The 25625-nt window shown below is 69.9% G+C and carries 27 protein-coding genes; 13 read left to right on the top strand and 14 right to left on the bottom strand.

Annotation, left to right across the window (positions count from 1 at the left end; genetic code table 11):
• Window positions 1-59: 59 nt before the first annotated feature.
• The gene (locus tag DX914_RS04735) at window positions 60-398 is read right to left on the bottom strand and encodes a HesB/IscA family protein (protein ID WP_115857884.1); all 339 of its coding nucleotides are present in this window, start codon (window positions 396-398) and stop codon (window positions 60-62) included.
• Window positions 399-488: 90 nt separating this feature from the next.
• Window positions 489-1529, bottom strand: coding sequence for a DUF2891 domain-containing protein (locus DX914_RS04730; protein ID WP_196778820.1), 1041 nt, complete (start codon window positions 1527-1529; stop codon window positions 489-491).
• On the opposite strand from DX914_RS04730, the gene DX914_RS20685 reads away from it, so the two are divergent.
• The 6 genes from DX914_RS20685 to DX914_RS04705 all read left to right on the top strand — a co-directional run bounded on the left by DX914_RS20685 (window position 1513) and on the right by DX914_RS04705 (window position 5226).
• The gene (locus DX914_RS20685; protein ID WP_269204237.1) at window positions 1513-1647 is read left to right on the top strand and encodes a hypothetical protein; all 135 of its coding nucleotides are present in this window, start codon (window positions 1513-1515) and stop codon (window positions 1645-1647) included. The two genes, DX914_RS04730 and DX914_RS20685, sit on opposite strands and share 17 nt — an antisense overlap.
• Before the next feature lie 100 nt (window positions 1648-1747).
• Window positions 1748-3148, top strand: coding sequence for an asparagine--tRNA ligase (asnS, locus tag DX914_RS04725; protein ID WP_115857883.1), 1401 nt, complete (start codon window positions 1748-1750; stop codon window positions 3146-3148).
• 13 nt (window positions 3149-3161) lie between these two features.
• Window positions 3162-3467 carry a hypothetical protein gene (locus DX914_RS04720; RefSeq protein ID WP_115857882.1) on the top strand — a complete coding sequence of 102 codons (306 nt, stop codon included), beginning with the start codon at window positions 3162-3164 and terminating at the stop codon, window positions 3465-3467.
• An 11-nt stretch (window positions 3468-3478) separates the two neighbouring features.
• On the top strand, window positions 3479-3787 hold the full coding sequence (locus DX914_RS04715) for a hypothetical protein (protein WP_115857881.1): 309 nt from the start codon (window positions 3479-3481) through the stop codon (window positions 3785-3787).
• A gap of 5 nt (window positions 3788-3792) precedes the next feature.
• On the top strand, window positions 3793-4416 hold the full coding sequence (locus DX914_RS04710) for an FMN-binding negative transcriptional regulator (RefSeq protein ID WP_115857880.1): 624 nt from the start codon (window positions 3793-3795) through the stop codon (window positions 4414-4416).
• A gap of 24 nt (window positions 4417-4440) precedes the next feature.
• Window positions 4441-5226, top strand: coding sequence for an SDR family oxidoreductase (locus DX914_RS04705; protein WP_115857879.1), 786 nt, complete (start codon window positions 4441-4443; stop codon window positions 5224-5226).
• Window positions 5227-5498: 272 nt separating this feature from the next.
• Here DX914_RS04705 and DX914_RS04700 read toward each other — a convergent pair whose 3' ends face one another.
• From DX914_RS04700 to DX914_RS04690, 3 genes are read right to left on the bottom strand one after another with little or no spacing between them, the layout of a single operon-like run.
• Window positions 5499-5801, bottom strand: a complete 303-nt coding sequence (locus tag DX914_RS04700; protein ID WP_115857878.1) for a DUF6958 family protein — start codon at window positions 5799-5801, stop codon at window positions 5499-5501.
• Entirely contained in the window at window positions 5794-6330 is a 537-nt protein-coding gene (locus DX914_RS04695; protein WP_115857877.1) for a GFA family protein, read from the bottom strand. Before DX914_RS04695 ends, DX914_RS04700 begins: the two co-directional genes overlap by 8 nt.
• Entirely contained in the window at window positions 6327-6962 is a 636-nt protein-coding gene (locus DX914_RS04690) for a TetR/AcrR family transcriptional regulator (RefSeq protein WP_115857876.1), read from the bottom strand. Before DX914_RS04690 ends, DX914_RS04695 begins: the two co-directional genes overlap by 4 nt.
• Window positions 6963-7202: 240 nt before the next feature.
• Here DX914_RS04690 and DX914_RS04685 point away from each other — a divergent pair, with 240 nt between their 5' ends.
• Entirely contained in the window at window positions 7203-7682 is a 480-nt protein-coding gene (locus DX914_RS04685; RefSeq protein ID WP_115857875.1) for a hypothetical protein, read from the top strand.
• A gap of 55 nt (window positions 7683-7737) precedes the next feature.
• Window positions 7738-8070, top strand: coding sequence for a low molecular weight protein tyrosine phosphatase family protein (locus DX914_RS04680; RefSeq protein WP_115857874.1), 333 nt, complete (start codon window positions 7738-7740; stop codon window positions 8068-8070).
• 122 nt (window positions 8071-8192) lie between these two features.
• On the opposite strand, the gene DX914_RS04675 is transcribed toward DX914_RS04680, so the two are convergent.
• The 9 genes from DX914_RS04675 to DX914_RS04635 all read right to left on the bottom strand — a co-directional run bounded on the left by DX914_RS04675 (window position 8193) and on the right by DX914_RS04635 (window position 20904).
• Window positions 8193-10037, bottom strand: coding sequence for a carboxypeptidase regulatory-like domain-containing protein (locus tag DX914_RS04675; RefSeq protein ID WP_196778819.1), 1845 nt, complete (start codon window positions 10035-10037; stop codon window positions 8193-8195).
• Window positions 10034-12229 (bottom strand): hypothetical protein, encoded by a 2196-nt coding sequence (locus DX914_RS04670; RefSeq protein WP_115859132.1) that lies wholly within the window; start codon window positions 12227-12229, stop codon window positions 10034-10036. Before DX914_RS04670 ends, DX914_RS04675 begins: the two co-directional genes overlap by 4 nt.
• The gene (locus tag DX914_RS04665) at window positions 12226-13371 is read right to left on the bottom strand and encodes a BatA domain-containing protein (protein WP_115857873.1); all 1146 of its coding nucleotides are present in this window, start codon (window positions 13369-13371) and stop codon (window positions 12226-12228) included. Before DX914_RS04665 ends, DX914_RS04670 begins: the two co-directional genes overlap by 4 nt.
• Window positions 13368-14261 (bottom strand): DUF58 domain-containing protein, encoded by an 894-nt coding sequence (locus DX914_RS04660; protein WP_115857872.1) that lies wholly within the window; start codon window positions 14259-14261, stop codon window positions 13368-13370. The genes DX914_RS04665 and DX914_RS04660 overlap by 4 nt, the downstream gene beginning before the upstream one ends.
• A gap of 10 nt (window positions 14262-14271) precedes the next feature.
• Complete coding sequence (locus DX914_RS04655) at window positions 14272-15282, bottom strand: AAA family ATPase (protein ID WP_115857871.1); 1011 nt, start codon at window positions 15280-15282, stop codon at window positions 14272-14274.
• Between the two features lie 174 nt (window positions 15283-15456).
• Window positions 15457-16134: a DUF4159 domain-containing protein gene (locus tag DX914_RS04650; RefSeq protein WP_115859131.1), complete on the bottom strand. Its 678-nt coding sequence runs from the start codon at window positions 16132-16134 to the stop codon at window positions 15457-15459.
• Window positions 16135-16225: 91 nt separating this feature from the next.
• Window positions 16226-17851, bottom strand: coding sequence for a TldD/PmbA family protein (locus DX914_RS04645; protein WP_196778818.1), 1626 nt, complete (start codon window positions 17849-17851; stop codon window positions 16226-16228).
• Between the two features lie 70 nt (window positions 17852-17921).
• Window positions 17922-19256 carry a TldD/PmbA family protein gene (locus DX914_RS04640; RefSeq protein WP_115857870.1) on the bottom strand — a complete coding sequence of 445 codons (1335 nt, stop codon included), beginning with the start codon at window positions 19254-19256 and terminating at the stop codon, window positions 17922-17924.
• Between the two features lie 16 nt (window positions 19257-19272).
• Entirely contained in the window at window positions 19273-20904 is a 1632-nt protein-coding gene (locus DX914_RS04635; protein ID WP_196778817.1) for a TldD/PmbA family protein, read from the bottom strand.
• 249 nt (window positions 20905-21153) lie between these two features.
• Here DX914_RS04635 and DX914_RS04630 point away from each other — a divergent pair, with 249 nt between their 5' ends.
• Genes DX914_RS04630 through DX914_RS04610 form a run of 5 tightly spaced genes read left to right on the top strand, consistent with a single transcriptional unit; the run spans window position 21154 to window position 25592 of the window.
• Window positions 21154-22581: an aldehyde dehydrogenase gene (locus DX914_RS04630; protein ID WP_115857869.1), complete on the top strand. Its 1428-nt coding sequence runs from the start codon at window positions 21154-21156 to the stop codon at window positions 22579-22581.
• 23 nt (window positions 22582-22604) lie between these two features.
• The gene (locus DX914_RS04625; RefSeq protein WP_115857868.1) at window positions 22605-23945 is read left to right on the top strand and encodes a hypothetical protein; all 1341 of its coding nucleotides are present in this window, start codon (window positions 22605-22607) and stop codon (window positions 23943-23945) included.
• A 16-nt stretch (window positions 23946-23961) separates the two neighbouring features.
• Complete coding sequence (can, locus tag DX914_RS04620) at window positions 23962-24627, top strand: carbonate dehydratase (RefSeq protein ID WP_115857867.1); 666 nt, start codon at window positions 23962-23964, stop codon at window positions 24625-24627.
• Complete coding sequence (locus DX914_RS04615) at window positions 24624-25058, top strand: RidA family protein (protein ID WP_115857866.1); 435 nt, start codon at window positions 24624-24626, stop codon at window positions 25056-25058. The genes can and DX914_RS04615 overlap by 4 nt, the downstream gene beginning before the upstream one ends.
• Window positions 25059-25061: 3 nt before the next feature.
• Window positions 25062-25592: a 3-hydroxyanthranilate 3,4-dioxygenase gene (locus DX914_RS04610; RefSeq protein WP_115857865.1), complete on the top strand. Its 531-nt coding sequence runs from the start codon at window positions 25062-25064 to the stop codon at window positions 25590-25592.
• Window positions 25593-25625 lie beyond the last annotated feature (33 nt).

The raw sequence follows: 25625 nt of genomic DNA, 5'->3' as shown, positions 1-25625 counted from the left end.
GCGCGTGCGGGCGCGGCCCTAGGCCGAAAGTCGCGCTGTAAAGATCGGGCCGGAGAAAATCAGGCCGCGTCGGCGGCCGTGGTGAAGCTCTCGCCGCAGCCGCATTCCGCGCTGGCGTTGGGATTGCGGAACACGAACTGCTCGCCCAGGCCCTGCTTGAGGAAATCGATCTGGGTGCCGTCGACCAGCGGCAGGCTGATCGGGTCCACGTAGATGCGCACGCCGTCCTGCTCGAACACCGTGTCGCCCTCGCGCTGCTCGCGCGCCAAGTCGGCGGTGTGCTGCCAGCCCGAGCAACCGGTGCGGGTCACGCCGAAGCGCAGGCCCAGCGCGCCGGGCGTCTCGGCGACGTAACGGCTGACACGTTCGAAGGCGGCGGGAGCGAGGGTGACGGACATGCGCGGGGTTCTCGATGCTAGGCGTTCATTCTACCAAGGGACCGCAGCCGCGGCCCCTGCCCCACCGATATGGCCCCGCGACACAGCGTTTCAAGGCGCGGGCGGCGCCAACAGATAGGTGGCGAAACTGCCCAGCCAGTGCGCGCCGGCGTAATGCACGTCGCTGACCGCCTTCAGGCCGTCCTGCGCATGGCGGTCGGCCGCCGCGCGCAAGGCCGGCACGCGCGGGTCGCGCGGCGGCAGGCCTTTGACGATGCCCTGCAGCATCCAGGCGCGGCTCAGGTTCAGGCCGTCCAGGTGGGCGAGCTTGCCGTCGCTGGGGTCCAGCACCACGCCTGGCGCCAGCCAGCTGGCGTCGGCCTTGCGCGGGACCTGCGGCAGGAAGGTGGCCAGCCAGATCGCGTAGTCCACCGGCGGCAGCACCCGCCGCATCAGGTCGGCCTCGGCCAGGCAGGGCGAGAGGAAATCCTGGCCCGAGGGCTCATAGGCCAGCGGGCATTTGCTGTCGCGCAGGTAGAAATCGCGGCTGCGCGCGAGCAGCGCCTCGCGCAGGGCGGTGTCGCCGCTGCGCTGGGTCCAGTCCAGGGCCAGGCCGAAGGCGAAGGCGGTCTGCGAATGCTCGCCGGCACGGATCGGCATGGTCAGTTTGGGCAGCCAGCGCAGCAGCCGCGCCGCGGCCTCGCGCTCCAGCGGTTCCAGCGCCGCGGCCCATTGCCGGCCCTGCGGGTCGTCCCAGCCGCGCAGCTGCGCGCCCAACTGCAGCAGCCAAGCCAGGCCGTAAGGGCGCTCGAAAGTCTCGTCGCTGCCGCTGCGCAGCCCCGCCAGCTCGCCGGCGATGCGCTCGGCGGTGAGGTTGGCGGCCAGCGCCTCGCGTGCGGCCGGGGCGAACTCGGCCTGCGGGTGCAATTGCAACAGCCGCACCAGCAGCCAGTGGCCGTGCACCGAGGAATGCCAGTCGTAGCAGCCGTAGAAGGCCGGGTACAGCTGCCGCGGCGGCTTCACGTCGCCATCGCCGCGCAGTTGCTGGGAAATCTTGTTCGGGTACTCGCGGCCCACGCAGTCCAGCGCCAGGCGGGCGAAGCGGGTCGCGCGGGCTTCGTCCAGCACCGTGTCCGTGGCGACGCCGGTCACGGATCCGGGTTCGGGTTGGGGCGCCGCCGCCGCGGCGGTGGCCGCGCTGCCGCACAACACCCCGATCGCCAGCCACTTCGCCATCGCCGCCATCGTCTCGCCCTGCCCCGCTGTGTAGGTATTGGCGCCGAGTCTAGCCGGCGCGCCGCCGCTTCGGGCCTCGGCGATCCGCTATCATTCCCGGTTCTACTCGTATAGCGCTATCAGGCAGGGATCCCATGACGGTGGTCAGCGTCGAACAGGCACTCGCAGGCAAGGTCGCGGCGGGCGGTGAAGTCACGGTGCGCGGCTGGGTGCGGACCCGCCGCGATTCCAAGGCCGGTCTGAGCTTCGTCAACGTCAGCGACGGTTCCTGCTTCGCCCCGATCCAGGTGGTGGCCACCACCGAACTGGCCAATTACGAGAACGAGATCAAGCACCTGACCACCGGCTGCGCGGTGATCGCCACCGGCATCCTGGTGGCCTCGCAGGGCCAGGGCCAGAGCTTCGAGATCCAGGCCAGCGCGCTGGAAGTGGTGGGCTGGGTCGAAGACCCGCTGACCTACCCCATGCAGCCCAAGCCGCACTCGCTGGAGTACCTGCGCGAGTTCGCCCACCTGCGTCCGCGCACCAACCTGTTCGGCGCGGTCACCCGCATCCGCGACTGCCTGGCCAAGGCCGCGCACCGCTATTTCCACGAAAACGGGTTCTACTGGATCAGCACGCCGATCATCACCACCTCCGACGCCGAAGGCGCCGGCCAGATGTTCCGCGTGTCCACCCTGGACCAGGCCAACCTGCCGCGCGACGGCCAGGGCGGGATCGACTACGGCCGCGACTTCTTCGGCAAGGAAACCTTCCTGACCGTGTCCGGCCAGCTCAACGTCGAGGCCTACTGCCTGGCGCTGAGCAAGGTCTACACCTTCGGCCCGACCTTCCGCGCCGAGAACAGCAACACCACGCGCCACCTGGCCGAGTTCTGGATGATCGAGCCGGAAATCGCCTTCGCCGACCTGGCCGAGGACGCGCGCGTGGCCGAGGAATTCCTCAAGTACATGTTCCGCGCGGTGCTTAACGAGCGCGCCGACGACATGGCCTTCATCGCCGAGCGTGTGCAGAAGGACGCGGTGACCCGGCTGGAGTCGTTCGTCAACGCGCCGTTCGAGCGCATCGAATACACCGACGCGATCAAGCTGCTGCAGAACGCCGGCAAGAAGTTCGAGTTCCCGGTGGAATGGGGCCTGGATCTGCAGACCGAGCACGAGCGCTGGCTGACCGAGGAACACGTGGGCCGCCCGGTGGTGGTGACCAACTACCCCGAGCACATCAAGGCTTTCTACATGCGCCTCAACGACGACGGCAAGACCGTCGCGGCCATGGACGTGCTGGCCCCGGGCATCGGCGAGATCATCGGCGGCAGCCAGCGCGAAGAGCGCCTGGACATGCTCGACGCGCGCATGGCCCAGTTCGGCCTGGATCCGTCGCACTACGGCTGGTACCGCGACTTCCGCCGCTACGGCACCGTGCCGCACGCCGGCTTCGGCCTGGGCTTCGAGCGCCTGGTGGTCTACGTCTGCGGCCTGAGCAACATCCGCGACGCCATCCCCTACCCGCGCGCGCCGGGCAGCGCCGAGTTCTGAGTACGCTTAGATCGTGATCCTGTTCCTCGCCCTGCTGTTCGTCGCCCTGGCCATCGCCGGCTTCTGCGCCTTCGTGATCTTCTGGCCGCTGGCGCTGGTGCACATCCGCGACCGCCACCCGGAGATCAAGCGCGAGCTGGGCGCGGGCGCGTTCGCCAGCCCTGGCGCCTGGCGCTGGCTGCTGGCTCGCCGCTACCTCGCCGCCGGCGACCGCAACCTGGACGGCCTGGCCAGTCCGGCGCGGTTGTCGCTGCTGACCATCATCGCCGGCCTGGTCGGCGCCGCGGCGCTGTGGGCGCTGTCGACCCTGCTGCCGTGAACGAGGACGCCATGAACGAGACCCTGCGCGAGGAGTGGTGGCTGGCCACCCTGGGCCGCACCGTGATCTGGGCGCGCCTGCGCGTGCGCGACGCCGGCACCGCCGAGGTCTTCGACGCCGACGGCAACACCTTGGCCTACGACAGCGAGGACAGCGCCCGCGCGGCGCTGATGGACGCCGAATTCGTGGCCCTGGACGGTCTGGACGACGAGGACGCCGCGGAGCGCGGCTTCGCCGTGGACGAGCTGCAGCCGCCGCGCGCCGACGACGACGAGGCCCTGCGCGAGCTGATGATGCGCAAGCTGCCGCCGCGGCACTGAGCGCCATGTACCTGCCGCGCGCCTTCGCCGAAAACGACCTGGCCGCGCTCGACGCCCTGCTTGCGCGCGACAGCTTCGTCACCCTGGTGACCGTGCGCGAAGGCGAGCCGATGGTGTCGCATTTGCCGGTGCTGTACGCGCGCGACGGCGAGCGCATCGAACTGCGCGGCCATTGGGCCCGGCCCAACCCTCAGTCCGGCCACGCCGGCGCGGCGCTGGCGATCGTGCACGGCCCGCATGCCTATGTGTCGCCGGGCTGGTACCCGGACAAGGAAGCCGCGGCGCGGGTGCCGACCTGGAACTATGCCGTGGCCCACCTGCACGGCCAACTTCATACCTACGACGACGAAGCCGCGCTGGCGCAGCTGGTCGACGAGCTCAGCCGCCGGCACGAGGCTGCGGTCGGCGGCGATTGGCGTTTCGAGCCCGAGGTCGAGGCGCAACGGCGCCAGTTGCGCGGCATCGTCGGCTTCCGCTTCGAAGTCGAGCGCGCGACGCTGAAGTTCAAGTTCAACCAGAACCACCCCGTCGCCAACCGCGAAGCGGTGGCGCAACGGCTGGACGCGCTGGACGACGCCCGTTCGCACGAAGTCGCCGCGCTGGTACGTAGCTACCTGCCCGACGCCTGATCCCCCGACTTTAGGAGTTCCGCGATGGACCTGGACCTGACCGGCAAGCACGCCCTGGTGTGCGGCGCCTCCGACGGCATCGGCCGCGCCGCCGCGCACGAGCTGGCGCTGCTGGGCTGCGACGTGACCGTGCTGGCGCGGCGCGCCGATGCGCTGCAGGCGGTGGCCGCCGAGCTGTCCGTGCGCGGCGCGCAACAGCACGGCTGGATCGCCGCCGACGTGTCTCAGGCCGACACGCTGCGCCAGCAGGTGGAAGCGCTCGCGGCCGGCAAGCCGGTGCAGATCCTGGTCAACAATACCGGCGGTCCGCCGGGCGGCCCCGCGCACAGCGCGCAGATCGCCGCTTACCTGGACGCATTCCAGCGCCACCTGGTCGCCAACCAGACCCTGGTCGGCGCGGTGCTGCCGGGCATGCGTTCGGCGCGCTGGGGCCGCATCGTCAACGTGATCTCCACTTCGGTGAAGGAGCCCATCGTCGGCCTGGGCGTGTCCAACACCATCCGCGGCGCGGTGGCCAGCTGGGCCAAGACCCTGTCGCGCGAACTCGCGCCCGAAGGCATCACCGTCAACAACGTGCTGCCCGGCTACACCCACACCGGCCGCATCGCCCAGATCGTGGGCGAACGCGCGCGCGCCTCCGGGCAGTCGGAGGACGCGGTGCTGGAGGCCATGCGCAAGAACGTGCCGGCCGGCCGCTTCGCCGAACCGGCCGAGATCGCGGCTGCGATCGCGTTTTTAGCCTCGCCGGCCGCCGCTTACGTCAACGGTGTAAGCCTGGCCGTGGACGGCGGGCGGATGCAGTCGATCTGAGCGGGACCGCGAGAGCGGCGCAGCTGAGCCCTCGAGAGCTCGAATTACCTAAGCGATCAACCACGAAACCCGTCATTCCGGCGAAAGCCGGAACCCATTTTGCTTTGCTCTTGAGGGGCGCAGCCACTCTAATCGGAGCGAAGGTCAAAATGGGTTCCGGCTTTCGCCGGAATGACGGTGTCGGTTTCATCGGGTCAATGCAGATGGCGCGATGGCGACGTGCAGACGCCAACCGCTGTCGGAGGATCAGCCACTAGCTCTCTCGAACCGGATCAACTTTTGCCCGACCGGTACAGATGCACCGGCTTGACCGGCGCACGCACGATCACGCCCTTGGCCTCCAGATCCAGTTGCACCGCCTTGAGCCACCAGCCTGCCGTCTTGCCCTGCGGGAACAGCGCATCGGGCAAACGCGGCAGCAACGCGGCCTTGGCGTCGGCCACGGTCATGCCAGGCGCCTTGGACGGCAGCACGGCCAGCAGCGCCTCGCGCATCGCCGTGTACTTGGCCCGATCCACCCGCTCGGTGCGCCCCGGCGTGTTGACGTTCTGAATCTCGATCTTGTCCTCAGGCATCGACCTTCCCTGCTACGGCTACGGTGGGATTGCGGAAGCCCATTGCCACCCATGCGGCCAGCAGGCGGGCGAAGAACGACAGGTTGTGGCTTTTCAGGTTGGGGATGTCATCGGGCACCGTGGCGGGATCGTCCACGTCGCCGGCCATCGTCCGGTACGCGGGGCGCGGCCGCGCCGCTTGCGGCCACAAATGCAGATACACGCTCAGCCAATGCGCGCCTTTGAGTTCGAGGAACAGCGGCGTGTTGCAGCAGTCGGCGATGACACGGCGGGTGCCGGCATCGTCTTTCAGGCGGAATTCGCGCAGATGCCCGGCACCGGACAACACCTCGACCCGGTCCTTGCGGTACTCGGCGCTGGGCGTCGCGCCGTAGGCCGTAAGAATGCTTTGCGCGCCGGGCAACGCGGCCAGGCGCCGGTCCGCCGCGCGGCAGCTGTCGCATAGGCATTCGGACACCAGGATAGGCGCGCCACGCACTTGCAGTTGCGTGCGCCCGCAGGCGCAGGCCAGGGTTTGATCGACGCTCATGCGCTGGCTTCCTCGGCAATGTGGAACAGATGGCGGATGTAGCGGTCCAGGTGGTCCAGGCTTTCGCGCGCCAATGCCGGGTCGTTGCCGGCCTTGGCCAGCACGAAGCCCCCTTGGATCACCGTCTGGGTATGCCGCGCCAGGCTTTGCGCGGTCCAATCGCCGACGATGCCGCGCTCGCGTCGGGCGGCCTCGATGTCGGCCTCCAGCGTGGCGGCGTGGCCGAAGATGCTGCGGCCGCAGGCCTCGCGGATGTCCGGCGCGCTGGCATAGGTTTCCTGCGCCATGGTTCCGACCAGGCAGGTGAAGTCGGCCAGCTCGCCGACGATGATCGCCCTGCGGAACGCCACGTAAGCCAGCACCCGCGCCAAGGCGTCGTCGGGCTCGTGGTACGGCGCGGCACTGAAGAAGTCGGTGGTGGTCTGCCGCCAGAACTCGGCCACGGCCACGCCCAGGGCGTCCTTGTTCTCGAAGTGATGGAAGAACGCGCCCTTGGTCACCCCGGCGGCGCGGCACAGGTCGTCGACGCTGGTGGCCGCGTAGCCCTGGGCCCGGATCACGTCGCGGGCGGCTTCCAGCAGGCGGATGCGGGCGTTGCCGCGCTCGGGGGATTGTTTGGTGGGTCTGGCCATAAATAATACATACCATCCGGTTGGTATTTTTGCAAACCTAGCCCACCCAATTGCCGGCTCCGGGCATGCATCGCGTATTTCCCCTTGGGCCCGCCCCCACCGCCATGGGCCACCACCATCTTCCGCCGCGAGCCGGAGGGTTGGCGTGTAGTGCACCGGCACGCGGATACCCTGATGGCCAGGCAGAACATCCGTTAGGCTGATCGGTACCGTCTAAGCGCTGCTCGAGCCGAGGGGCCAATGCCATTGAACCCCGCGCACCATCCGCTTCCGGCCGGCATCGGGCCGGAGCCGCTGTCCACGATCGTGTGGAAGCTGTACGGAGCCGGCGAACATCTGGCCGTGCTCAGGATTTGCGAGCTGGGCCATGCACTCGAGTTCCTGGCGCTCGACCCGGCCCGGCAATGCGAAACCATTCCGGACTGCCCCGCCTGCGAGGCCCGGTCGTCGAAGTTCCTGGCGATTGATCGCTTCCTGGACGCGTCCCAAGGCTGGGACTGCGCCGATCTGCTGGCGCTGTTGGCGTCCATGCGCTCCGACTGCGACGGCTTGAGCGACGAAGCCCTGCACTGCGATGACCGCACCATATTCCATCATCGCGACTGGAGATCGATTAGAGCGCAGGCCGGCAGGGCTCTAACGCTGATACGGTGGGCGGACCTGAAGGGGCGTGCTGATGAGCTGGGCCAGGACTGCCGCGCCGCTTTGCAATACGGATAGATTGCCGACGCTGCATCGCGGCTCGGTAGAACCCAAACGGGCTACAGGAGGCGCCTTGTCGCGCAACGTCCTCTTTATCTGCACCCAGAACCGGCTGCGCAGTCCGACGGCGGAACAGGTGTTCGCCGACTGGCCGGGGATCGAGACCCAGTCTGCCGGCCTGGGCAACGAGGCCGGCCAACCCGTGTCGCCGGAACTGCTCGCCTGGGCCGACCTGATCTTCGTCATGGAAAAGACGCACCGCAACAAGCTGTCCAAGAAATTCCGCCGGCATCTGGCCGGCAAACGCATCGTGTGCTTGGACATACCGGACGACTTCGATTACATGGACCCGGTGTTGGTGCGACTGCTGCGGGCCAAGGTGCCCCGCTACTTGCCGACCGGCTGAGTCCGGGCCTAAGCGGCGGCGCAGCAGTTTTCTGGGAATCGGCGTCTATCGAGCTTTGCGCGATCCAAGCTCGGAGCTGCGGACCGAGAACGGCGACTGTGCGCACGTAGCGAATCGATCGTTCATGCGGACGCAGCCAAGCGCCGACCATAACGCGAACGTTCTAACCACCACAACGCCGCGGCCACGCACAGCCAGGCCAGGAACCAGGGCCAGGAGGCGCCGCGCTGGGTTTGCTTGGCCAGCGTCGCGGCGGACGGCGCGCCCTGTGCCGCCAAAGCGAGGTTGGCCTCGCGCAATTCGTTTTCGCGCAGACCCGGCGCGTCGTTGGCGGCGCGCACCGAGAACGGCCATTCGTCGTCGCCCTGGCGCAGCAGGTGACGTCCGGCGACGCGCGGCCAATAGCCTGCGCAGCGTTGTGCGCCGCTGGCCGGGTCCAAGCGCAATGCGGTCTGCGTGCCGTCGGCGGCGATCACGCGCGCGCCCTGGCCCAGGCCGCAGATCGTCATGCGCTCGTCGGGCCAGGCCCAGGCCGGCAGGGTCGGTGTCTGCGATTGGGCGCGCGCACGCGCCACTTGCGCCAGCGCCTGGCTCCACAAACGCGCGTGCGCATCGCCGCGGCCGGCCAGCGCCAGCCGGTAGCTGTCGCCCAAGGTCCACACCGCGACGCGGCCGCGGCCGAGTTCCCGCCAACCCGCGAGCGGCGTGTTCGCGCTGTCGCGCAACCAGACCTGCAGCTGCGACGGGTCCAGGCGCAAGGCCCGGCGGCTCAGCGGCGGCAGTTCGGGTACGGCGGCGTCGGCGGTACGCGGCGCATCGGTGGAGCCCGGGCCCAGGCGCGCGCGCAACGCATCTTCGTCGGCGCCCTCGCCTGCCAGACGCGATACCGCACTGTCGCCACCGGCATCGAGGCTCACGCCCCAGGCGCGCCACTGCGCCCTCAGGCCGGGCGAGAAGGGGCCGCTGGCGCGCAGCAGCAGGCCCAGCCCTTCGCGTACCGACTCGGCCAGCGCCGCGCGCTGCCCGGGCGACAGCGCATCCCACGCACGCTCGTCGATCACGGCCAGGTCGTAATCGCGCAGGCTCGCGGCGTTCAAAGCCATGGGCGCGTCGCCTAGCTGCATGCCGCCGCCGGTGTTGATCTGGGTCTGCAGGCGCAGACCGCTGTCGATCGCCCAGCGGCGCAGGTATTTCAGCTCCGGATTGGGCGCGCCGGCCAGCACCAGCAGGCGCGGCGCGGCTTCGGCCTGCACCTGCAGCGGCAACTCGACCTGCTCCACCTTGGCGCGCCGCGCATCGAGCACGCGCACGGCGAAACCGGCATGGCCCGGCGTGCGTGCGCTGCCTTGCAGGGCGAAGCGGCCATCGGCGCCGGGCACTACACGGTCTACGCGCTGGCCGGCAGGGTCCAGCAGTTCCACGCTGCCGCCGGTGACGCCCGTTGCGACACCGTGGACCACGAAGTCGCCGCCGGCGACCACGCGCGCGGGGGGCCACAAACCGGTCAGGCCGCGGCGCGGCGGCGGTGCGCGATAGTCGACGGTCAAACCGCGTGCGGCATCGCGGTCGCGCGCCTCCAGTCCGTGGCCCAGCACCTGCAGCCGGCGCGTGCCGGGATAGCGGCGCAGCGCGGTGGCCAGATCGGGCAAACGCTCGCCGTCGAGCGAGGCCGGCGCCTCCGGCAGGACGATGCGATGCGCAGTGTCGCTACCGAATCCGCCGGTACCGGCGGTGGCCACGCTCAGAGCGTCGGCCGCGACCGGCACGGCCGGCGGCAGCAAAGTCAGATAGAGCAACGCCGCGCACAGCGGCTGCGCGGCGAGCAGCAGCGCCAAGCGCCAGGGACGCGAGCGCTGCTCGGCGGCGGCGCGGCGCTGACGCCACACCACGCCGACCAGCGCCAGCGCGGCCGCAAGCATGAGCAGCGCCGCCAACACGAGTTCGGGCGTCGCGGCGGCGGCGTTCAAGGCGCACGCTCCCGACGCAATGCGTCCAGATAGCGCCGCCCTTCCTCGCCGCCGTCGCCACGCCGCGGCACCGCCGCGGGCGGACGCGGCAGCAGCGGCCACAGCAGCCCACGCAGGCGGGCGCGGCAGTCGGCGCAGTCGGGGCGTTCGCGCAGCGCGTCGATGGCCGCGACCAGCGCCAGCGGATCGGCCACGCGGGTTTCGTTGTCGCGCAGCCAGCGTTCCAGCGCGGCGGTGTCGATGGCGGCGGCCTCGCTGCCGGGCGCGGCATCGAGCGTGCGCCACAAGGCTTCCAAGGTCGGCACGGAGGTGTCGGCGCGGCTCAGGGCATCGCCGCGCCGCGCCAGGCCGGCGCGATCGCCGCTCAGGCGCCGGCCTTCGTCGATCGGCGGCAGTTCCGGGCCCACCCGCGCCAGGTAGATGCGGCTGGCCTGCTGTACCTGCTTGATGTAGCGCAGCGCCTTGTAGGCGTAGGGCAGCGCCTGGTCGGGATGGCCCTGGCGCAGGTGCAGTTCGGACTGCCACATCTCGTCCAGCGCGGACTTGAGCAGCTTGCGCGTTTCCGGGTCCAGCAGCGTGGCCGCTTCGGCGTGGTCGTGGGTGTGGCCGTATTGCTCCAGCACCGAGCCGGGGTCGCCGAACTTCGCCGGTTCCGATGCAGATGCCTGGCCATGGTCGTGACCGTCCTGCTTGGGCGCCGTCGCATGGTCGTGGCCGTCGCCGTCGTGGTGCTCCCCTTCCTCGTGCGCGCCCTCTTCCTCGGCATCGTTGGTCGGCAGTTGCGGTTCGCCTTCGGCTTCCTCGCCCAGGAACTGGCCGTAACGCAGGCGCAGGATGCGCTGATCCACGCCGATGCCGTCGGAACGCTTGAGGTAGGTGTCGGCGTCCAGCCGCCGGCGCTGCGCCAGCAGCGCTTCGGCGTCGATGATGATCTGGCGCTGGCTGCGGAAGTACGCGGGCAGCACGGTCTTGACCAGGCCTTCGATGCCGGTGGCCTCGCTGCCGGCGTCGGCCGGCCAGCGCAGGATCAGGCTGGGGCTGCGCGCGCTCTGTGCCTGCGGCCGGCGGTTGTCGTGCACCATCAGTTGCACGATCAGGTCGTCGCCTACGGCATAGCCCAACGCGCCGAGGTCCAGCCGGTGGACGTAGCGCTTGGACTGCGCGCCGCCGCTGCCCTGCAACGCGATCTGGCGCTCGCGGAAGGTGATGTTCTCGCCCGAACCCTGGGCCAGGACCACGCGCAGTTGCGCGCCCGCGTCCACGCCGTAATCGTCGCTGGCCTCGAACGCCAGCGGCCAGGCGCGCTGGCCCGGCTGCATCAGGCTCAGGCCGCGGTCGGGCTCGATCACGCGCAACTGCGGTGCCCGGTCGGGCGTGGCGTCCAGGCGGTACAGGCGCCGGGTTTGCAAGGGCAAGGCGCGCGCGTCGAGTTCCAGCCGGTACAGCGCCGGTTTGTCGAGCACGCTCTGGCCGATCCAATCCTCGCCGCTGCGCTGCAGGACCACCCGGCGGCCGTCGTGGAACGCCAGCGCCGCCGTTTGCGGCTGCGGCGACAGGCGCAGGGTCCAGCGCAGGCTCGCGCCTTGCACGGTCTTGGCGTCCAGTTCGTCCTGCGTGCGCGCGGGCAGCCGGGTGTAAGCCGGCGGCGCGATCGCCAGTTGCGCTTGCAGCAGGCGCGTGTGCGTGGGCGCCGGCGCCAGGCCCGTGGCTTCGGCCAGGCGTTGGTGCAGCGGCAGGTCCTGCGCCGTCGGCCACCACAGCAGCGCGGCCAGCAGCAGACCGGCCACGACGGCACCCGCGGCGATGCGGCGCCAGGGCCAGGGTTCGCGCAAGTCGGGCGTGGCGCCGCGTTCGATGCGCTCGCGCAGGCGCGCCTGCTGCAGGCGCTGCAGCGGCGAGAGCGGCGCGTCGGCGGCGAACAACAGGTCCGCGCTGTCGTCCATGTCCGCGCGGCGGTCGTTGAGCCGACGCGCGAGCCACCGCGTATCCAGGCGCCGCGCGTAAGACCAGGCGCCTGCGACGACGGCCGCCGCCGTGATCGCGGCGACCGCGGCAGCCAGCGCGATGCTGCCCCAGCGCGCCACCGCCGTGGCCAGCACGGCGGCCCAAGGCAGCGCCGCGCAGGTGGTTACGCCGATGCGACGGCGACGCGCGGCCTGCAACCAGGCGCGCAGGACCGTATCGGCCTTCATGGCGCCCCGCTCCGCCGCGGCCGGTTCGCCCACAAACGTTCGAGCAGGAACACGACCGCGATCAGCAGCGCCAGCCACGGCTTGAGGTCCAGCGCGGGCGGCGCATACGCGGCGGCGCCGCTGCGTGGGCGATAGTTGTCCGCATTCGCACGCGTGGGCGCCGGCACGGCGGTAAGCAGGTCGCGCAGCTGGCGCGCGAACTCGGGGTCCAGCAGTTGCGGCAGTTCCAGCGGCGTCGCTGCGCGGGTCAGGCGCAGCACGCGGCCGCGTCCAAAGCCCTGCGCTTGCGCCAGCACCGCGCCGTCGTCGCCGCGCCACGCCGGCGCCGGCGTGCCGGCCTGCGGCCAGGGCGTGGCGGGATCGGTCAGCACGGTGCCGCCGGCGGCAACCCAGTCGCGCAGCGCGGGCGGCATAGGGCCGGTGGCCAGCCACAGCACCGCCTGGGCATCGGTTGGCAACGCAACCCCGATGTCGGCCGCGTCCACGCGCGTGTCCTGCGCCGACCAGGCCGAGACGGCGGCGCGCAGGTACGGCAGCGACGACGCGCGTTCGGGCGTGTAACGGATCGCGACGCGCGGCAAGCCGGCCGTGCGCGCCGTCGCCGCCGGCGCTTTGCCGGGCAGCACTTTCCACGCGACCTCGCGCGAGAGCTGCGGCCGCTGACCGTCGGCGCCGTCGAGTTCGGCGGGCACCAGCACGGTCAGCGCCACGGCTTCGGGCAGCGTCGCGTCCAGTTCGCGCAACAAGCTGGCCGCGGCAGCCGCCGCCGGCGCGGCTTGTTCGTAGGTCGGGAAGCCCGGTGCCAGCCAATGCACGCGCGCGCCTTTCGGCACGGCTGCCGCTACCGCGCCTGCGTCCACGCCCGGCGCCACCGCCACCCAAGGCACGTCGGAAGCGGCGCCGTACAGCGCAGGCCGTGCCAGCCACAGGGCGATCAAGATCAACAGCAACAGGCGCAGCAGCAACAAGAACAGCTCGTCGAAACGGATGCGGCTGCGCGGGCGCGGCTTGGCGCGCAGCCAGCGCAGGGCGGCGAAATCGGTCGGCCGCTGCTCGCTGCGCCGGGCCAGGTGGATCAGCAACGGCAGCGCCAGCGCCGCCAGAGCGGCCAGGGCGGCGGGCAGCAACAGAGCCAGGTTCACGCGTACTCCGCGGCGTCGCGGGCGCCGAACAGGCGCCGCAGCGGCAGGTCCAGTTCCTGGTCCAGCACGTATTCGGCGTGACGGATGCCGCAGGCGTCCAGGCGCGCGTCGGCGGCGGCTCGCGCCGCGCCGAAGCGCTGCAGGAACTCGGCGCGCAGCGCGGCGCCGTCGCCCAGCAATTCCTCGCCGGTTTCCGGATCGCGGAAACGGCGGCCGCCCTGATAGGCGAAATCGCGCTCGCCGACGGTGAGGATGCGCAGACTCAGCACTTCGCGACGCGCGGCCGCCAGACGCTCGGCTACCGCCAGGCCGGCTTCGTCCAAGCCGTCGCCGATCATCAGCACCAGGTCGTCGGCGCCGATGCGTTCCCACAGCGGGCGCAGCACCTGCGGCGACGGCCAGCCGCCGTGCGCGCGCAGGGCTTGCAGTTCCAGGCGCAGGCGGTCGCGCTGGCGCGTGCCGGTGCCGGGTGCCAGCAGGCGCAGGCCGTCCTCGCGCAGCGCGATCAGGCCGAAGCGGTCGCTCTGACGCAACGCCAGTTCGGCCACGCAGGCGGCCAGCGACTTGGCCGCGTCCAGGCGCGAATGATCGGGCCGCGCTTCGTCGCGCTGATCCATGGACGCGGTGGCGTCGAGCAGCAGCCAGATCGCCAGCGGGCTTTCGCGCTCGGCCTCGCGCACGAAGAACTTGTCCGAACGCGCGTACAGCTTCCAGTCGATCTGGCGCAGCTCGTCGCCGGGCTCGTAGGCGCGGTACTGGGCGAATTCCAAACCGGCACCGCGGCTGCGGCTGCGGTGCAGCCCCAGGCCATGCGATCCGACCGCCCGACGCGAGGTCAGGCGCAGATTGCGCAAGCGCGCGCGCACCGCCGGCGGAATGAGCTCGCTCACTGCGCGCCCGTCAGCCGCCGAAGGGCACGCCGCGCAGCAGCGCGGCGACCACGTCGTCGGCGCTCTTCTGTTCGGCCTCGGCCGCGAACGACAGCAGCAGGCGGTGACGCATGACCGGCGCGGCCAGCGCCAGGATGTCCTCGCGCGTGGCCGCCAGGCGCCCGTGCAGCAGGGCGCGGGCCTTGGCCGCGAGCACCAACGACTGGCCGGCGCGCGGGCCGGCGCCCCACTTCACCCATTGCTGCACCTCGGCCAGCGCGCTGTCGCGCGGGCGGCTGGCGCGGACCAGGCGGGTGATCCACAGCAGCAGATCGTCGGCCAGATGCACTTCGCGCACGCGCGCCTGCAAGGCCAGCACCTGCTCGCCGGCCATCACCTGCGGCACCTGCTCCTGCGAACTGCCGGTGGTCTGCTGCAGGATGTCGTGCTCCTCGCGCTCGCTGGGATAGTCCACGCGCACGTGCAGCAGGAAGCGGTCCAGCTGCGCCTCGGGCAAGGGATAGGTGCCGGCCTGCTCCAGCGGGTTTTGCGTGGCCAGCACGAAGAACGGCGACGGCAGGGTGTGGGTCACGCCGGCGTAGCTGACCGTGCGCTCCTGCATCGCTTCCAGCAGCGCGGCCTGGGTTTTGGGCGGGGTGCGGTTGAGCTCGTCGGCCAGCAGCAGGTTGGTGAAGATCGGGCCGGGCTGAAAACGGAAATGGCGGTGGCCGGTGCCGTGGTCCTCTTCCAGCAGCTCGGTGCCGAGGATGTCGCTGGGCATCAGGTCCGGGGTGAACTGCACGCGCCGGAACTGCAGCGCCAGCGCCTGTCCCAGGGTGCGCACCAGCAGGGTCTTGCCCAGGCCGGGCACGCCTTCGAGCAGGCAGTGGCCGCCGGCGAGCAGGCCGATCAGCAACTGCTCCACCACGTCGTTCTGGCCGACGATGGCCTGGGCGATCGCGGTGCGCAGTTGGCCCAGGCGCGCCAGTTGTTCCTGCAGTTGCGCCTCGCCGGTGTTGCCGTTGCCTTGGTGGGTACTCATCGCCGCTCCAAACCTTTGCCTACGTGCCGCCCCACCCTACCCCTCCCCTTTTTGAAAAGGGAGTTAGGGGGGGATTTGCTTTTGCTGTGGCGGCTTCAGAGCAACAGCAAAAGCAAATCCCCCGCGACCGCCGCGCGGCCGCCGCCCCCTTGTCGAAGGGGGCTAATTCGCGCGCTACGAATTCAAGGCGTACATCACGATGTTCACCCCGAACTTGGTGTTGTCATCGGCCAGAAAGCGCTTGTTGCGCCAGTCGTAGTCCCACTCGCAACCGTAGTCCTTGTTGCTGTAGAGCACGCCCAGGCGGCCGTCGATGTCGATGCCCTGCAGGTAGTCGTGGACCAGGTCGTCGCCCCAGCCGTTGAGCTCGAAACCGGTGGCGGGCGGGCCGTCGAAGACGAAGAAGCTGCGGTAGATCGGATGGTTCTTGGCCAGCTTCTTCAGCGCCTTGCGGCCGAAGATCGAGGCCATCTGCGCCTCGAACGAGCGCGCGAACAGGCCGTCGATGTCGTGGTTGCAGTCGTCGACGAACACGAAACCGCCGTTGCGCACGTAGCGCTCGAAGTTGCGGCGCTCGTCGGGATTGAACTCGACCAGCTTGTGTCCGGCCAGGTAGCAGAACGGCGCGGTCAGCATCTTCGGGTCGGCCAGCGCCAGCACGTGCTCCTTGGGGTCCACGCGCAGGTGGGTGTAATCGATCAGCGAGGTGATGAGGTTGGCCGGCATGCGCTGGTCCACGTCCCAGTCGCCGGAGTCGTACTTGAGCCGGGTGAACCAGAAGTCGTAGTCCGCGGCCGCGCGCGCCGGACGCCACGCGGGCGCCAACGCGGCGCCGGCCAGGCCGCCCAGCATCAGGCGCAGGAACGCGGCGCGGTTCACCGACCCGCGCTCGCGTCGTGCAGCTTTGCGATCCGTACCGGAACCTGCCTGCGCATCGCCCGCCCTACAGCGCCCGCGCGGTGTTGATCACGTTGATGCCGTCGAAGCGCGCCGTGCTGGACCCGTGCGACACCGCCGACACCTGGCTGGGCTGGCCCTTGCCGTCGAAGAACGAACCGCCCAGACGGAAATCGCGCTCGTCGCAGATCGCGCTGCAGGCGTTCCAGAACTCCGGCGTGCGGATCTGGTAGGCCGCGTCCTCAACCAGGCCGGTCACCTGCCCGTTCTTGATCTCGAAGAACAGCTGGCCGCCGAACTGGGCGTTGTAGCGCTGCTGGTCGATGGAATAGGAACCGCGGCCGTGCACGTACAGGCCGCGCTCCACGTCCTTGACCATCTCGGCCACGCTCAACTTCTGCTTGCCGGGCATCAGCGAGACGTTGGCCATGCGCTGGAACTGCACGCTGGACCAGGAATCGGCATAGCTGCAGCCGTGCGATGCCTTATGCCCCAGGATATGCGCCTCGTCGCGCGTGGCCTGATAGTCGACCAGCACGCCGTCCTTGATCAGGTCCCACTGCCGGGTCTTCACGCCCTCGTCGTCGTAGCCCACCGCGCCCAGGCTGCCGGCGCGGGTCTTGTCCGCGACGAAGTTGACCCGCTCGCTGCCGTAGCGGTAGCCCTGCTCGCGCTTGTCCAGGGTGGCGAAGCTGGTGCCGGCGTAATTGGCCTCGTAGCCCAGCACGCGGTCCAGCTCCAGCGGATGGCCGACGTTCTCGTGGATGGTCAGGAACAGATTGGACGGGTCCAGCACCAGGTCGTACTTGCCCGGCTTCAGCGACGGCGCCTTGAGCTTGGCGCGCGCATGGCGGGCCGCGGCCACCGCGTCCTCCATCACGTCGTAGGAGCGGCCGTAGCCGACCAGGCCGCCGGGCAGCGCGTGCTTGCCGGCCGGATCGGCGTCCAGGTATTCGTAGCCCATGCCCATCGGCGCGGACAGGCCGTCGCGGGTGCGGAACTTGCCGCTGGCCTTGTCCACCGCGGTGGCGGTCAGCGGCAGCCAGATCCGGTGCACGTCCTGGTCGATGTAGCTGCCGTCGCTGGAGGCGAAGTACTTCTGCTCGTTGATCGCGAACAGGGTGGAGTTGACGTAGTCGGCGCCGGCCTTCATCGCGGCGGCATTCACGCCCAGTAGCAGGTCGACCTTGTCCTTGACCGGCACCGCCATCGCGTTCTTGCGCACCGGCGTGGCCCAGCGCACCTCGCCCACGCCCTGCACCGGCGCCAGCTCGACCTTGCGGGTGAGCACGCGCGCGTTGGCGCGGGCGATCGCCAGCGCCTGGCGCGCGGCCGCGGCGACCGCGTCGCTGCTCTGGCGCGCGGTGGCGGCGAAGCCCCAGGCGCCCTGGCACAGCACGCGTATTCCCACGCCCGCCGACTCGGTGTTGACGATGTTGCGGACCTGCGCCTCGCGGGTGATCACCGATTGATTGAGATAACGGCCGATGCGCACGTCGCAATAGTCCGCCCCGCCCTCGCGCGCGGCGGCCAGGGCCACGTCGGCCAGTTGCCGGCGTTTGGCCGTGTCCACCGGCTCCAGCAGCGCCTCGGCGGCGATGCTGCGGCCGTAAGGCAGGATCAGGCCGGCCAGACCCAGACCGGTGACACCGAGAAATTCGCGTCGTTGCATGGAACCGTCGTACCCGCTGGCGGAAAACGTGAAGGGCGGCGGGCGCGGACGCCGCGCCGCCCGTGGTGGGTCAGACCGCGTCCGACAACGAAGTGAAGGTGAAATCGCGCAGCTTCATCGGCGGAGTCATCATCACGAAGCTGGACTCGTCGCCGGCCACGCGCACCGGCTTGCCCAGCTCCTCGATGTTGTTGAGCATGATCACCGGCGACTCGTTGAAGCGGAAATTCTTCACCGGGTGCTTGATCACGCCGTTCTCGATGTAGAAGGTGCCGTCGCGGGTCAGGCCGGTCAGCAGCACGGTCTGCGGGTCGACCAGGCGGATGTACCAGGTGCGGGTGACCAGGATGCCCTTGGCCGTGCCCTTGACCAGCTCGGCGGTGGACTTGTCGCCGCCGGCCATGAGCAGGTTGCCGGGCGTGGCGACCTCGCGCTTGCCCTGCTTCTTGGCCCAGTAGCGCGAGTAGCGCAGCGTGGACACCTTGCCCTTGTCGATGATCGCCATCTTCTCGCGCGGCAGGCCCTCGCCGTCCCAGGGCAGGACCGGCGCGCGCTCGTCCCAGGGGTCGGAGGTGATGATCACGCGCGGGTCGTAGACCTGCTCGCCGAGTTTGTTGCCGCCGCCCTTCTTGGACAGGAAGCTGCGGCCTTCGTCGGCCTGGCGCGCGTCGAAGAAGTTCATCATGAACGAGATCAGGCCGGCGGCCGCGGCCGGTTCCAGGATCACCGTGTATTTGCCCGGCTCCAGCGCCTTGGCCTCGGCCGACTCGGTGGCCTTGCGCATCGCGGTGCGGATGTCGCTGTCGACCTTGAACGCGTCGGCGTCCTTGAGATTGCGCCCGACCCAGCCCGAACCGCGGCCGTCGTCGGTGCGCACGGTGCAGGTGTAGTTGAAGTTGGTGGCGCGCTGGTAGCCGAAGTTGCCCTTGGAGTTGGCGAAGCAGACGAAGCTCTGGCCGTCCTCGAGGAAGCCGGCGGCGGTGAGCTTGTCGGCCTTGCACGGCGCGATCGAGTCGGCCGCGACCTTGGCCCGGTACTCGGGCGTGATCGCCGCGGTGGACTCGCTGAAGGTGGCGCTGGCCTTGTAGTCCTGCTTGCCGATCGCCGGCATGAACTCGGGGTTCTCCGGCGCCAGCCGCGCCAGGTCCTCGGCGCGGCGCACCACGCGCTCCAGCGCCGCGTCGTCGAACTCGTTGATGGTGGCGGTGCCCACGCGGTTGCCGAAGGCCACCTGCACGGCCAGGTCGGCGTCTTCGACGATGCCGCTGGTGGAAACGTTGTTGAGCGCGAAACGGATGTTGCCGGACACGGAGCCGGTGAGCGTGGCGGTGCATTCGTCGGCCTTGGACAGCTTGACGGCCTTCTCGACGATGGCGCGGGCCTGCGCTTCGGTGAACATGGTCATTGGGTTTCTCCTGCGCTCAGCCGAGCTTGCGGGCGGTGTTGATGACGTTGACGCCGTTGAAGCGCGCCGTGCTCGAGCCGTGCGAGACCGCCGAGACCTGGCCCGGCTGGCCCTTGCCGTCGAAGAACGAACCGCCCAGGCGGTAATCGCTGTCGTCGCAGACGGCCACGCAGGCATTCCAGAATTCCGGCGTGCGGATCTGGTAGGCCACGTCTTCCAGCATGCCGGTGATCTTGCCGTTCTTGATTTCGTAGAACAGCTGACCGCCGAACTGGGCGTTGTAGCGCTGCTGGTCGATCGAGAACGAACCGTCGCCGATGATGTAGATGCCGTTCTCCACGTCCTTGACCAGGTCGGCCACGCTGAGCTTGTTCTTGCCCGGCGCCAGCGAGACGTTGGCCATGCGCTGGAACTGCACGCTGGACCAGGAATCGGCGTAGCAGCAGCCGTCGGATTCGGTCTTGCCCAGGATGTGGGCCTGATCGCGGATGGTCTGGTAGTCGACCAGGGTGCCGTCCTGAACCAGGTTCCAGCGCTTGGTCTTCACGCCTTCGTCGTCGTAACCGACCGCGCCCAGGCTGCCGACTTGGGTCTTGTCGGCGAACAGGGTGACCTGATCGCTGCCGTAGCGGAACTTGTCGCGGCGCTTGTCCAGGGTGGCGAAGCTGGTGCCGGCGTAGTTGGCTTCGTAGCCGAGCACGCGGTCCAGTTCCAGCGGGTGGCCGACCGATTCGTGGATGGTCAGCCAGGTGTGCGAGGGGTCCAGCACCAGATCGTACTTGCCCGGCTTCACCGACGGCGCGGTGAGCTTCTCGCGCGCCTGCTTGGCCGAGGCGACCGCGTCCTCGAGCATGTCGTAGGAACTGCTGTAGTTGACCACGCCGTTGGGCGAGACGACCTTGCCGGCGGCGGCGCCGTCCAGGTATTCGAAGCCCATGCCCATCGGCGAGGACAGGCCGTCGCGGGTGCGGAACTTGCCGCTGGCCTTGTCGATCGCGGTCACCGTCATCGGCGCCCAGATCCGGTGCACGTCCTGGTCGATGTAGCTGCCGTCGGTGGAGGCGAAATACTTCTGCTCGTTGACCAGGAACAGCATGGAGTTGACGAAGTCGGCGCCGGCCTTGACCGCCGCGGCGTTCACGCCCAGCAGCAGGTCGACCTTGTCCTTGATCGGTACTTCCATCGCGTTCTTCTTGATCGGCGTGCGCCAGGCGACCTCGCCCACGCCGGGCGCCTTGGCCAGTTGCACCTTGTCGGTCTGCACTTTCGCGTTGGCACGTGCGATGGCCGCGGCCTGGCGCGCGGCCTGGGCCACGCCGTCGCTGGTCAGGCGGTTGCTGGCGGCGAAGCCCCAGGCGCCGTCCACCAGCACGCGGATGCCCACGCCGGTGGACTCGGTGTTGACCACGTTCTGCACCTTGTCTTCGCGGGTGATCACGAACTGGCGCAGGTAGCGGCCGATGCGCACGTCGCAATAGCTGGCGCCGGCGCCGGTGGCCGCGGCCAGGGCCGCGTCGGCCAGGGCTTTCTTCTTGGCCACGTCGATGGGCGCATCGAGCAGGGCCTCGGCGGCGATCAGATTGCCGTAGGGAATCATCAGCCCGGCCACACCCAGGCCGGACATGGTCAGGAAATCGCGTCTGTGCACGTTCGTCATCCGCCGTTAGGGCCCGCGCGGCGGCTGCGTGTTGCGCCGCGGGACATGAATGGAATGGATCGGTCCGAATGTGCGCAGCGCCATAACGGCACGTCAAGTGCCGGGAGACAGAGGTCATGGTCGGCGCGCAACGAAAGCGCGACCTGTGTGCCCCACGACTTTGCACGCCTTGGCCGCAAGGTCCGCACGGCGCAGCGCAACGGCATGGGCGCTGACCGGCCGGCGCGTTAAGCTAGACCCATGCGACAGTACCGGCACTGCATCGACGGACAGTCCCGCGACCCGGCCGGCGGCCGTTGGCTGGAGGTCTACGATCCCGCCAATGCGCAGGCGTATGCCCAGGTCGCCGCCGGCAACGCCGACGACGTGGACGCCGCCATCGCCGCGGCGCAACGCGCTTTTCCGGCCTGGTCCGCCCTGCCCCACAGCGAACGCGCGCGCTGGCTGGAAAAACTGGCCGACGCCCTGGAAGCGCGCCTGGAGGACTTCGCCCGCGCCGAATCGCGCGACGCCGGCAAGCCGATCCGGCTGGCGCGCGAGGCCGAGATTCCGCGCGCGGTGTCCAACCTGCGCTTCTTCGCCCACGCCGCCACCCAGTTCGCCAGCGAATCGCATCACGGCCAGGCCGGCCTGAACTACACCCTGCGCTCGCCGCTGGGCGTGGTGGCGACGATCTCGCCCTGGAACCTGCCGCTGTACCTGTTCACCTGGAAGATCGCGCCGGCGCTGGCCGCCGGCAACACCGTGGTGGCCAAGCCGTCCGAGGTCACGCCCGCCACCGCGACCCTGCTGTGCGAGTTGGCCGCCGAGATCGGATTCCCGCCCGGCGTGCTCAACCTGGTCCATGGCCTGGGCCCGGACGTAGGCGAAGCACTGGTGCTGCACGAGGCGGTGCGCGCGATCTCCTTCACCGGCAGCACCGCGGTGGGCACGCGCATCGCCGCGCTGACCGCGCCCAAATTGAAGAAGGTCTCGCTGGAACTGGGCGGCAAGAACCCGACCCTGGTGTTCGCCGACAGCGACTGGCGCAACCAGCTCGACACCCTGGTGCGCTCGGCGTTCCAGAACTCCGGCCAGATCTGCCTGTGCGGCTCGCGCATGCTGATCGAGCGCAGCATCTATCCGCAGCTGCGTGCAGCACTGGTGGAGCGTGCGCAGGCGCTGCGCGCCGGTGAACCCGAAGAGGAAACCACCACCCTGGGCCCGCTGGTGTCGCAGGCGCATTACGACAAGGTGCTGCGCGCCCTGGCGCGCGCGCGCGAGGAAGGCGGCCAGGTGCTGTGCGGCGGCGCAGCGCTGGATCGCCCCGGCTGGTACGTGGCGCCGACGGTGATCGAAGGCCTGGGCCCGGACACCGCCAGCAACCGCGAAGAAATCTTCGGGCCGGTGGTGACCCTGCAGCCCTTCGACGACGACAGCCACGCCCTGGCCCTGGCCAATGCCGGCGACTACGGTCTGTCGGCTTCGGTCTGGACCCGCGACCTGGGCCGCGCCCATCGCCTGGCCGCGCAGTTGCGCGTGGGCATGGTCTGGATCAACACCTGGCTGCAGCGCGACCTGCGCACGCCTTTCGGCGGCGTCGGCGCTTCCGGCCTGGGCCGCGAGGGCGGCGTTGAGGCCATGCGCTTTTTCACCGAAGCCAAGAACGTCGGACTGCACCTGGGATGAGCTCGTCCACGCCCCTGCAAGGAATGCGCACCACGATCCGGCGCTACCGCGCCCACGCCCTGGCCGCGCTGTGCGGGCCCTGGCTGCTGGCCGCGGCGCTGACCGCGCCCGCGCAGGACCTGCCGCCCGATCCCATCGACGAGTTCTACCGCCAGTTCAACGCCCAGCCCGACGAGTACCGCCGCTTCCTGCTCGCCTACGGCTACCCGGTCGGCGGCGACGAAGCGCTGGCTTACGAGGTGGGCCAGATGCTGGCCACCGAGTACGGCTTCTACGGCCGGCCCAACGACGCCGACCGGCAGATGCCTTTCTGGGAAGAACTGCCGGACGCCTACGCGCTGCCCACGCGCCGCAATCATGTCGCCTTGCCGGCGCTGGACTGGGTCGCCGCGCGCGCCGCCAGCCGCCAGGTGGTCATGATCAACGAGGCCCACCACCGCAACACCACGCGCCGCCTGACCCTGGCCCTGCTCCCGCGCCTGCGCGCGCTGGGCTACACCCATCTGGCGCTGGAAACCCTGGACGCGGCCGACACCGAACTGGCGCAACGCGGCTATCCGCTGTATTCGCGCAGCGGCTACTACAGCGGCGATCCGATCTACGCCGAACTCATCCGCGAGGCGCTGCGCCTGGGTTACACCCTGGTGCCCTACGACTCCGCCGGCATTCCCGGCCAGACCCAGCAGCAGCGCGAAACGCGCCAGGCCGAGCATCTGGTCGAACGCGTGCTGCGCGCCAACCCGCAGGCCAAGCTGCTGGTGCATGCCGGCTATGCGCACATCGACAAGGGCCTGGGCGGCTTCGGCCCGACCACCCGGCCGATGGCGATGGAGTTCCAGCGTCTGACCGGCATCGAACCCTTGAGCGTGGAGCAGGCGATCCTGTCGCCGGCCCCGCCGGGCGAACCGGCCTCGGTCGCCGACCGCCTGGCCGCGGAGTTCCGCCCGACCCAGCCCAGCGTGCTGCTCGCGCGGGGCACGTTGCGTCCGTGGGCGCTATGGCCGAACCGCCACGACGCGACCGTGATCTTCGCCGACACGCCCGACGCCGTGGTGCGCCCGGACTGGATGCGCCTGGGCGGCCGCCGCGTGCCCGTGGACCTGTCGGCCTATCTGCAAGCCTGCCTGGCGCGCCTGCCCTGCGCGCTGGAAGCGCGCTACGCCGGCGACCGCGCCGATGCCGTGCCCGCCGATCAGACTGTGGTGCTGACCGCTGCCGAACGCCGCCTGCCGCTGTACCTGCGCCCCGGCCGCTACGACCTGAAAGTGCGCGACGGCAGCGGCCAGATCGTCGGCCGCCGTTTGTTGAAGGTCTGCGCGCCCGGCGTGCGCGGCCCCGCCTGCGCCCGCCCCGCCTTCCCTTAGTCAACGGATCCGCCCCATGAACGCACTCGACGACCTGCTGAGCCGCAACCGGGATTGGTCCGACCGGATCAACGCCGAGGACCCGGAATTCTTCGCCCGCCTATCGCGGCAGCAGGCGCCCGAATACCTGTGGATCGGCTGTTCCGATTCGCGCGTGCCGGCCAACCAGATCATCGACCTGGCCCCGGGTGAGGTCTTCGTCCACCGCAACATCGCCAACGTGGTGGTGCACACCGACCTCAACTGCCTGTCGGTGATCCAGTTCGCGGTCGACGTGCTCAAGGTCAAGCACATCCTGGTGGTGGGCCACTACGGCTGCGGCGGCGTGCACGCGGCGTTGCACGGCCACCGCTACGGCCTGGTCGACAACTGGCTGCGCCATGTCACCGACGTGGCCGACAAGCACGTGTCCTGCATTTCCCATGCCCACCAGGACGAGCGCCACGACCGCTTGTGCGAGCTCAACGTGATCGAGCAGGTGCAGAACGTCTGCCTGACCACCATCGTCCGCGACGCCTGGTCGCGCGGCCAGCCGCTGACCGTGCACGGCTGGGTCTACAGCCTGCGCAACGGCCGGGTCAACGACCTGGGCATGGACATCGGCGCGTTCGATCGCCTGCAGCCGGCCTACGACGCCGCGGTCAAGCGCGTGCACGCCACCCACGGGGGCTCGCCGCGATGAGCGAAGCGATCCGCGCCGACGCCGCGCCGCGCCCGGTGGGCCTGTACCCGCATGCGCGGCGCGTGGGCGAGCTGCTGTTCCTGTCCGGCATCGGCCCGCGCGACCCCGCCAGCAACGGCATTCCCGGCAACGTCCACGACGCCGACGGCAGCCTGCTGGCCTACGACATCGGCCTGCAATGCCGCGCCGTGTTCGCCAATGTGCGCACAGTGCTCGAGGCCAGCGGCGCGTCCTGGGACGACCTGGTCGACGTGACCGTCTACCTGACCGACATGGCCCGCGACTTCACCGCCTACAACGCGGTCTGGGCCGAGTTTTTCCCCGACATCGACCGCGCGCCCTGCCGCACCACCCTGGGCATCACCGCGCTGCCGACGCCGATCGCGATCGAACTCAAATGCGTCGCGCGCCTGGCGCGCGGCGGGGAGTAAGCCATGCTGCCCGGACCGATCAACCTGCAGGCCTGGATCGAGGAACACCGCCACCTGCTCAAGCCGCCGGTGGGCAACAAGGTGGTCTTCGTCGGCGATTTCATCGTCATGGTGGTCGGCGGCCCCAACCAGCGCACCGACTACCACTGGGACGAGGGCGCGGAGTGGTTCTACCAGCTCGAGGGCGAGATGGTGCTGCGCATCCAGGAAGATGGCGCGGTGCGCGACATCCCGATCAAGGCCGGCGAGACCTTCCTGCTCCCGCCGCGGGTGCCGCATTCGCCGCAGCGCATGCCCGACTCCATCGGCCTGGTCATCGAACGCCGCCGCCGGCCGGAGGAGGACGACGGCCTGATGTGGTTCTGCGAGCGCTGCAACCACAAGCTGTACGAAGAGTATTTCCACCTGCACAACATCGAGACCGACTTCCCGCCGGTGTTCGAGCGCTTCTACGCCTCGCGCGAGCACCGCACCTGCGGCCAGTGCGGGCACCTCAATCCGGCGCCGGCCAAGTACGCGATGCCGGATACCTGAGGCGGGAAGCAAATCCCTCTCAGTCTCCTTTTT

The sequence above is a fragment of the Lysobacter silvisoli genome (genome assembly GCF_003382365.1).
In the GTDB taxonomy this organism is placed as follows: Bacteria; Pseudomonadota; Gammaproteobacteria; order Xanthomonadales; family Xanthomonadaceae; genus Lysobacter; species Lysobacter silvisoli.
Note: the sequence above shows the minus strand (reverse complement) of the source record. Positions and strands in the feature narration are given on the sequence as shown.

Coding starts and splice junctions, on each gene's coding strand:
- DX914_RS04645 (WP_196778818.1), bottom strand. CDS start 17,851: ATGCAACGACGCGAATTTCTCGGTGTCACCGGTCTGGGTCTGGCCGGC.
- DX914_RS04640 (WP_115857870.1), bottom strand. CDS start 19,256: ATGACCATGTTCACCGAAGCGCAGGCCCGCGCCATCGTCGAGAAGGCC.
- DX914_RS04650 (WP_115859131.1), bottom strand. CDS start 16,134: ATGCTGGGCGGCCTGGCCGGCGCCGCGTTGGCGCCCGCGTGGCGTCCG.
- DX914_RS04625 (WP_115857868.1), top strand. CDS start 22,605: ATGCGCACCACGATCCGGCGCTACCGCGCCCACGCCCTGGCCGCGCTG.
- DX914_RS04715 (WP_115857881.1), top strand. CDS start 3,479: ATGAACGAGACCCTGCGCGAGGAGTGGTGGCTGGCCACCCTGGGCCGC.
- asnS (WP_115857883.1), top strand. CDS start 1,748: ATGACGGTGGTCAGCGTCGAACAGGCACTCGCAGGCAAGGTCGCGGCG.
- DX914_RS04685 (WP_115857875.1), top strand. CDS start 7,203: ATGCCATTGAACCCCGCGCACCATCCGCTTCCGGCCGGCATCGGGCCG.
- DX914_RS04610 (WP_115857865.1), top strand. CDS start 25,062: ATGCTGCCCGGACCGATCAACCTGCAGGCCTGGATCGAGGAACACCGC.
- DX914_RS04695 (WP_115857877.1), bottom strand. CDS start 6,330: ATGAGCGTCGATCAAACCCTGGCCTGCGCCTGCGGGCGCACGCAACTG.
- can (WP_115857867.1), top strand. CDS start 23,962: ATGAACGCACTCGACGACCTGCTGAGCCGCAACCGGGATTGGTCCGAC.
- DX914_RS04735 (WP_115857884.1), bottom strand. CDS start 398: ATGTCCGTCACCCTCGCTCCCGCCGCCTTCGAACGTGTCAGCCGTTAC.
- DX914_RS04655 (WP_115857871.1), bottom strand. CDS start 15,282: ATGAGTACCCACCAAGGCAACGGCAACACCGGCGAGGCGCAACTGCAG.
- DX914_RS04710 (WP_115857880.1), top strand. CDS start 3,793: ATGTACCTGCCGCGCGCCTTCGCCGAAAACGACCTGGCCGCGCTCGAC.
- DX914_RS04630 (WP_115857869.1), top strand. CDS start 21,154: ATGCGACAGTACCGGCACTGCATCGACGGACAGTCCCGCGACCCGGCC.
- DX914_RS04705 (WP_115857879.1), top strand. CDS start 4,441: ATGGACCTGGACCTGACCGGCAAGCACGCCCTGGTGTGCGGCGCCTCC.
- DX914_RS04690 (WP_115857876.1), bottom strand. CDS start 6,962: ATGGCCAGACCCACCAAACAATCCCCCGAGCGCGGCAACGCCCGCATC.
- DX914_RS04670 (WP_115859132.1), bottom strand. CDS start 12,229: ATGAAGGCCGATACGGTCCTGCGCGCCTGGTTGCAGGCCGCGCGTCGC.
- DX914_RS04615 (WP_115857866.1), top strand. CDS start 24,624: ATGAGCGAAGCGATCCGCGCCGACGCCGCGCCGCGCCCGGTGGGCCTG.
- DX914_RS04700 (WP_115857878.1), bottom strand. CDS start 5,801: ATGCCTGAGGACAAGATCGAGATTCAGAACGTCAACACGCCGGGGCGC.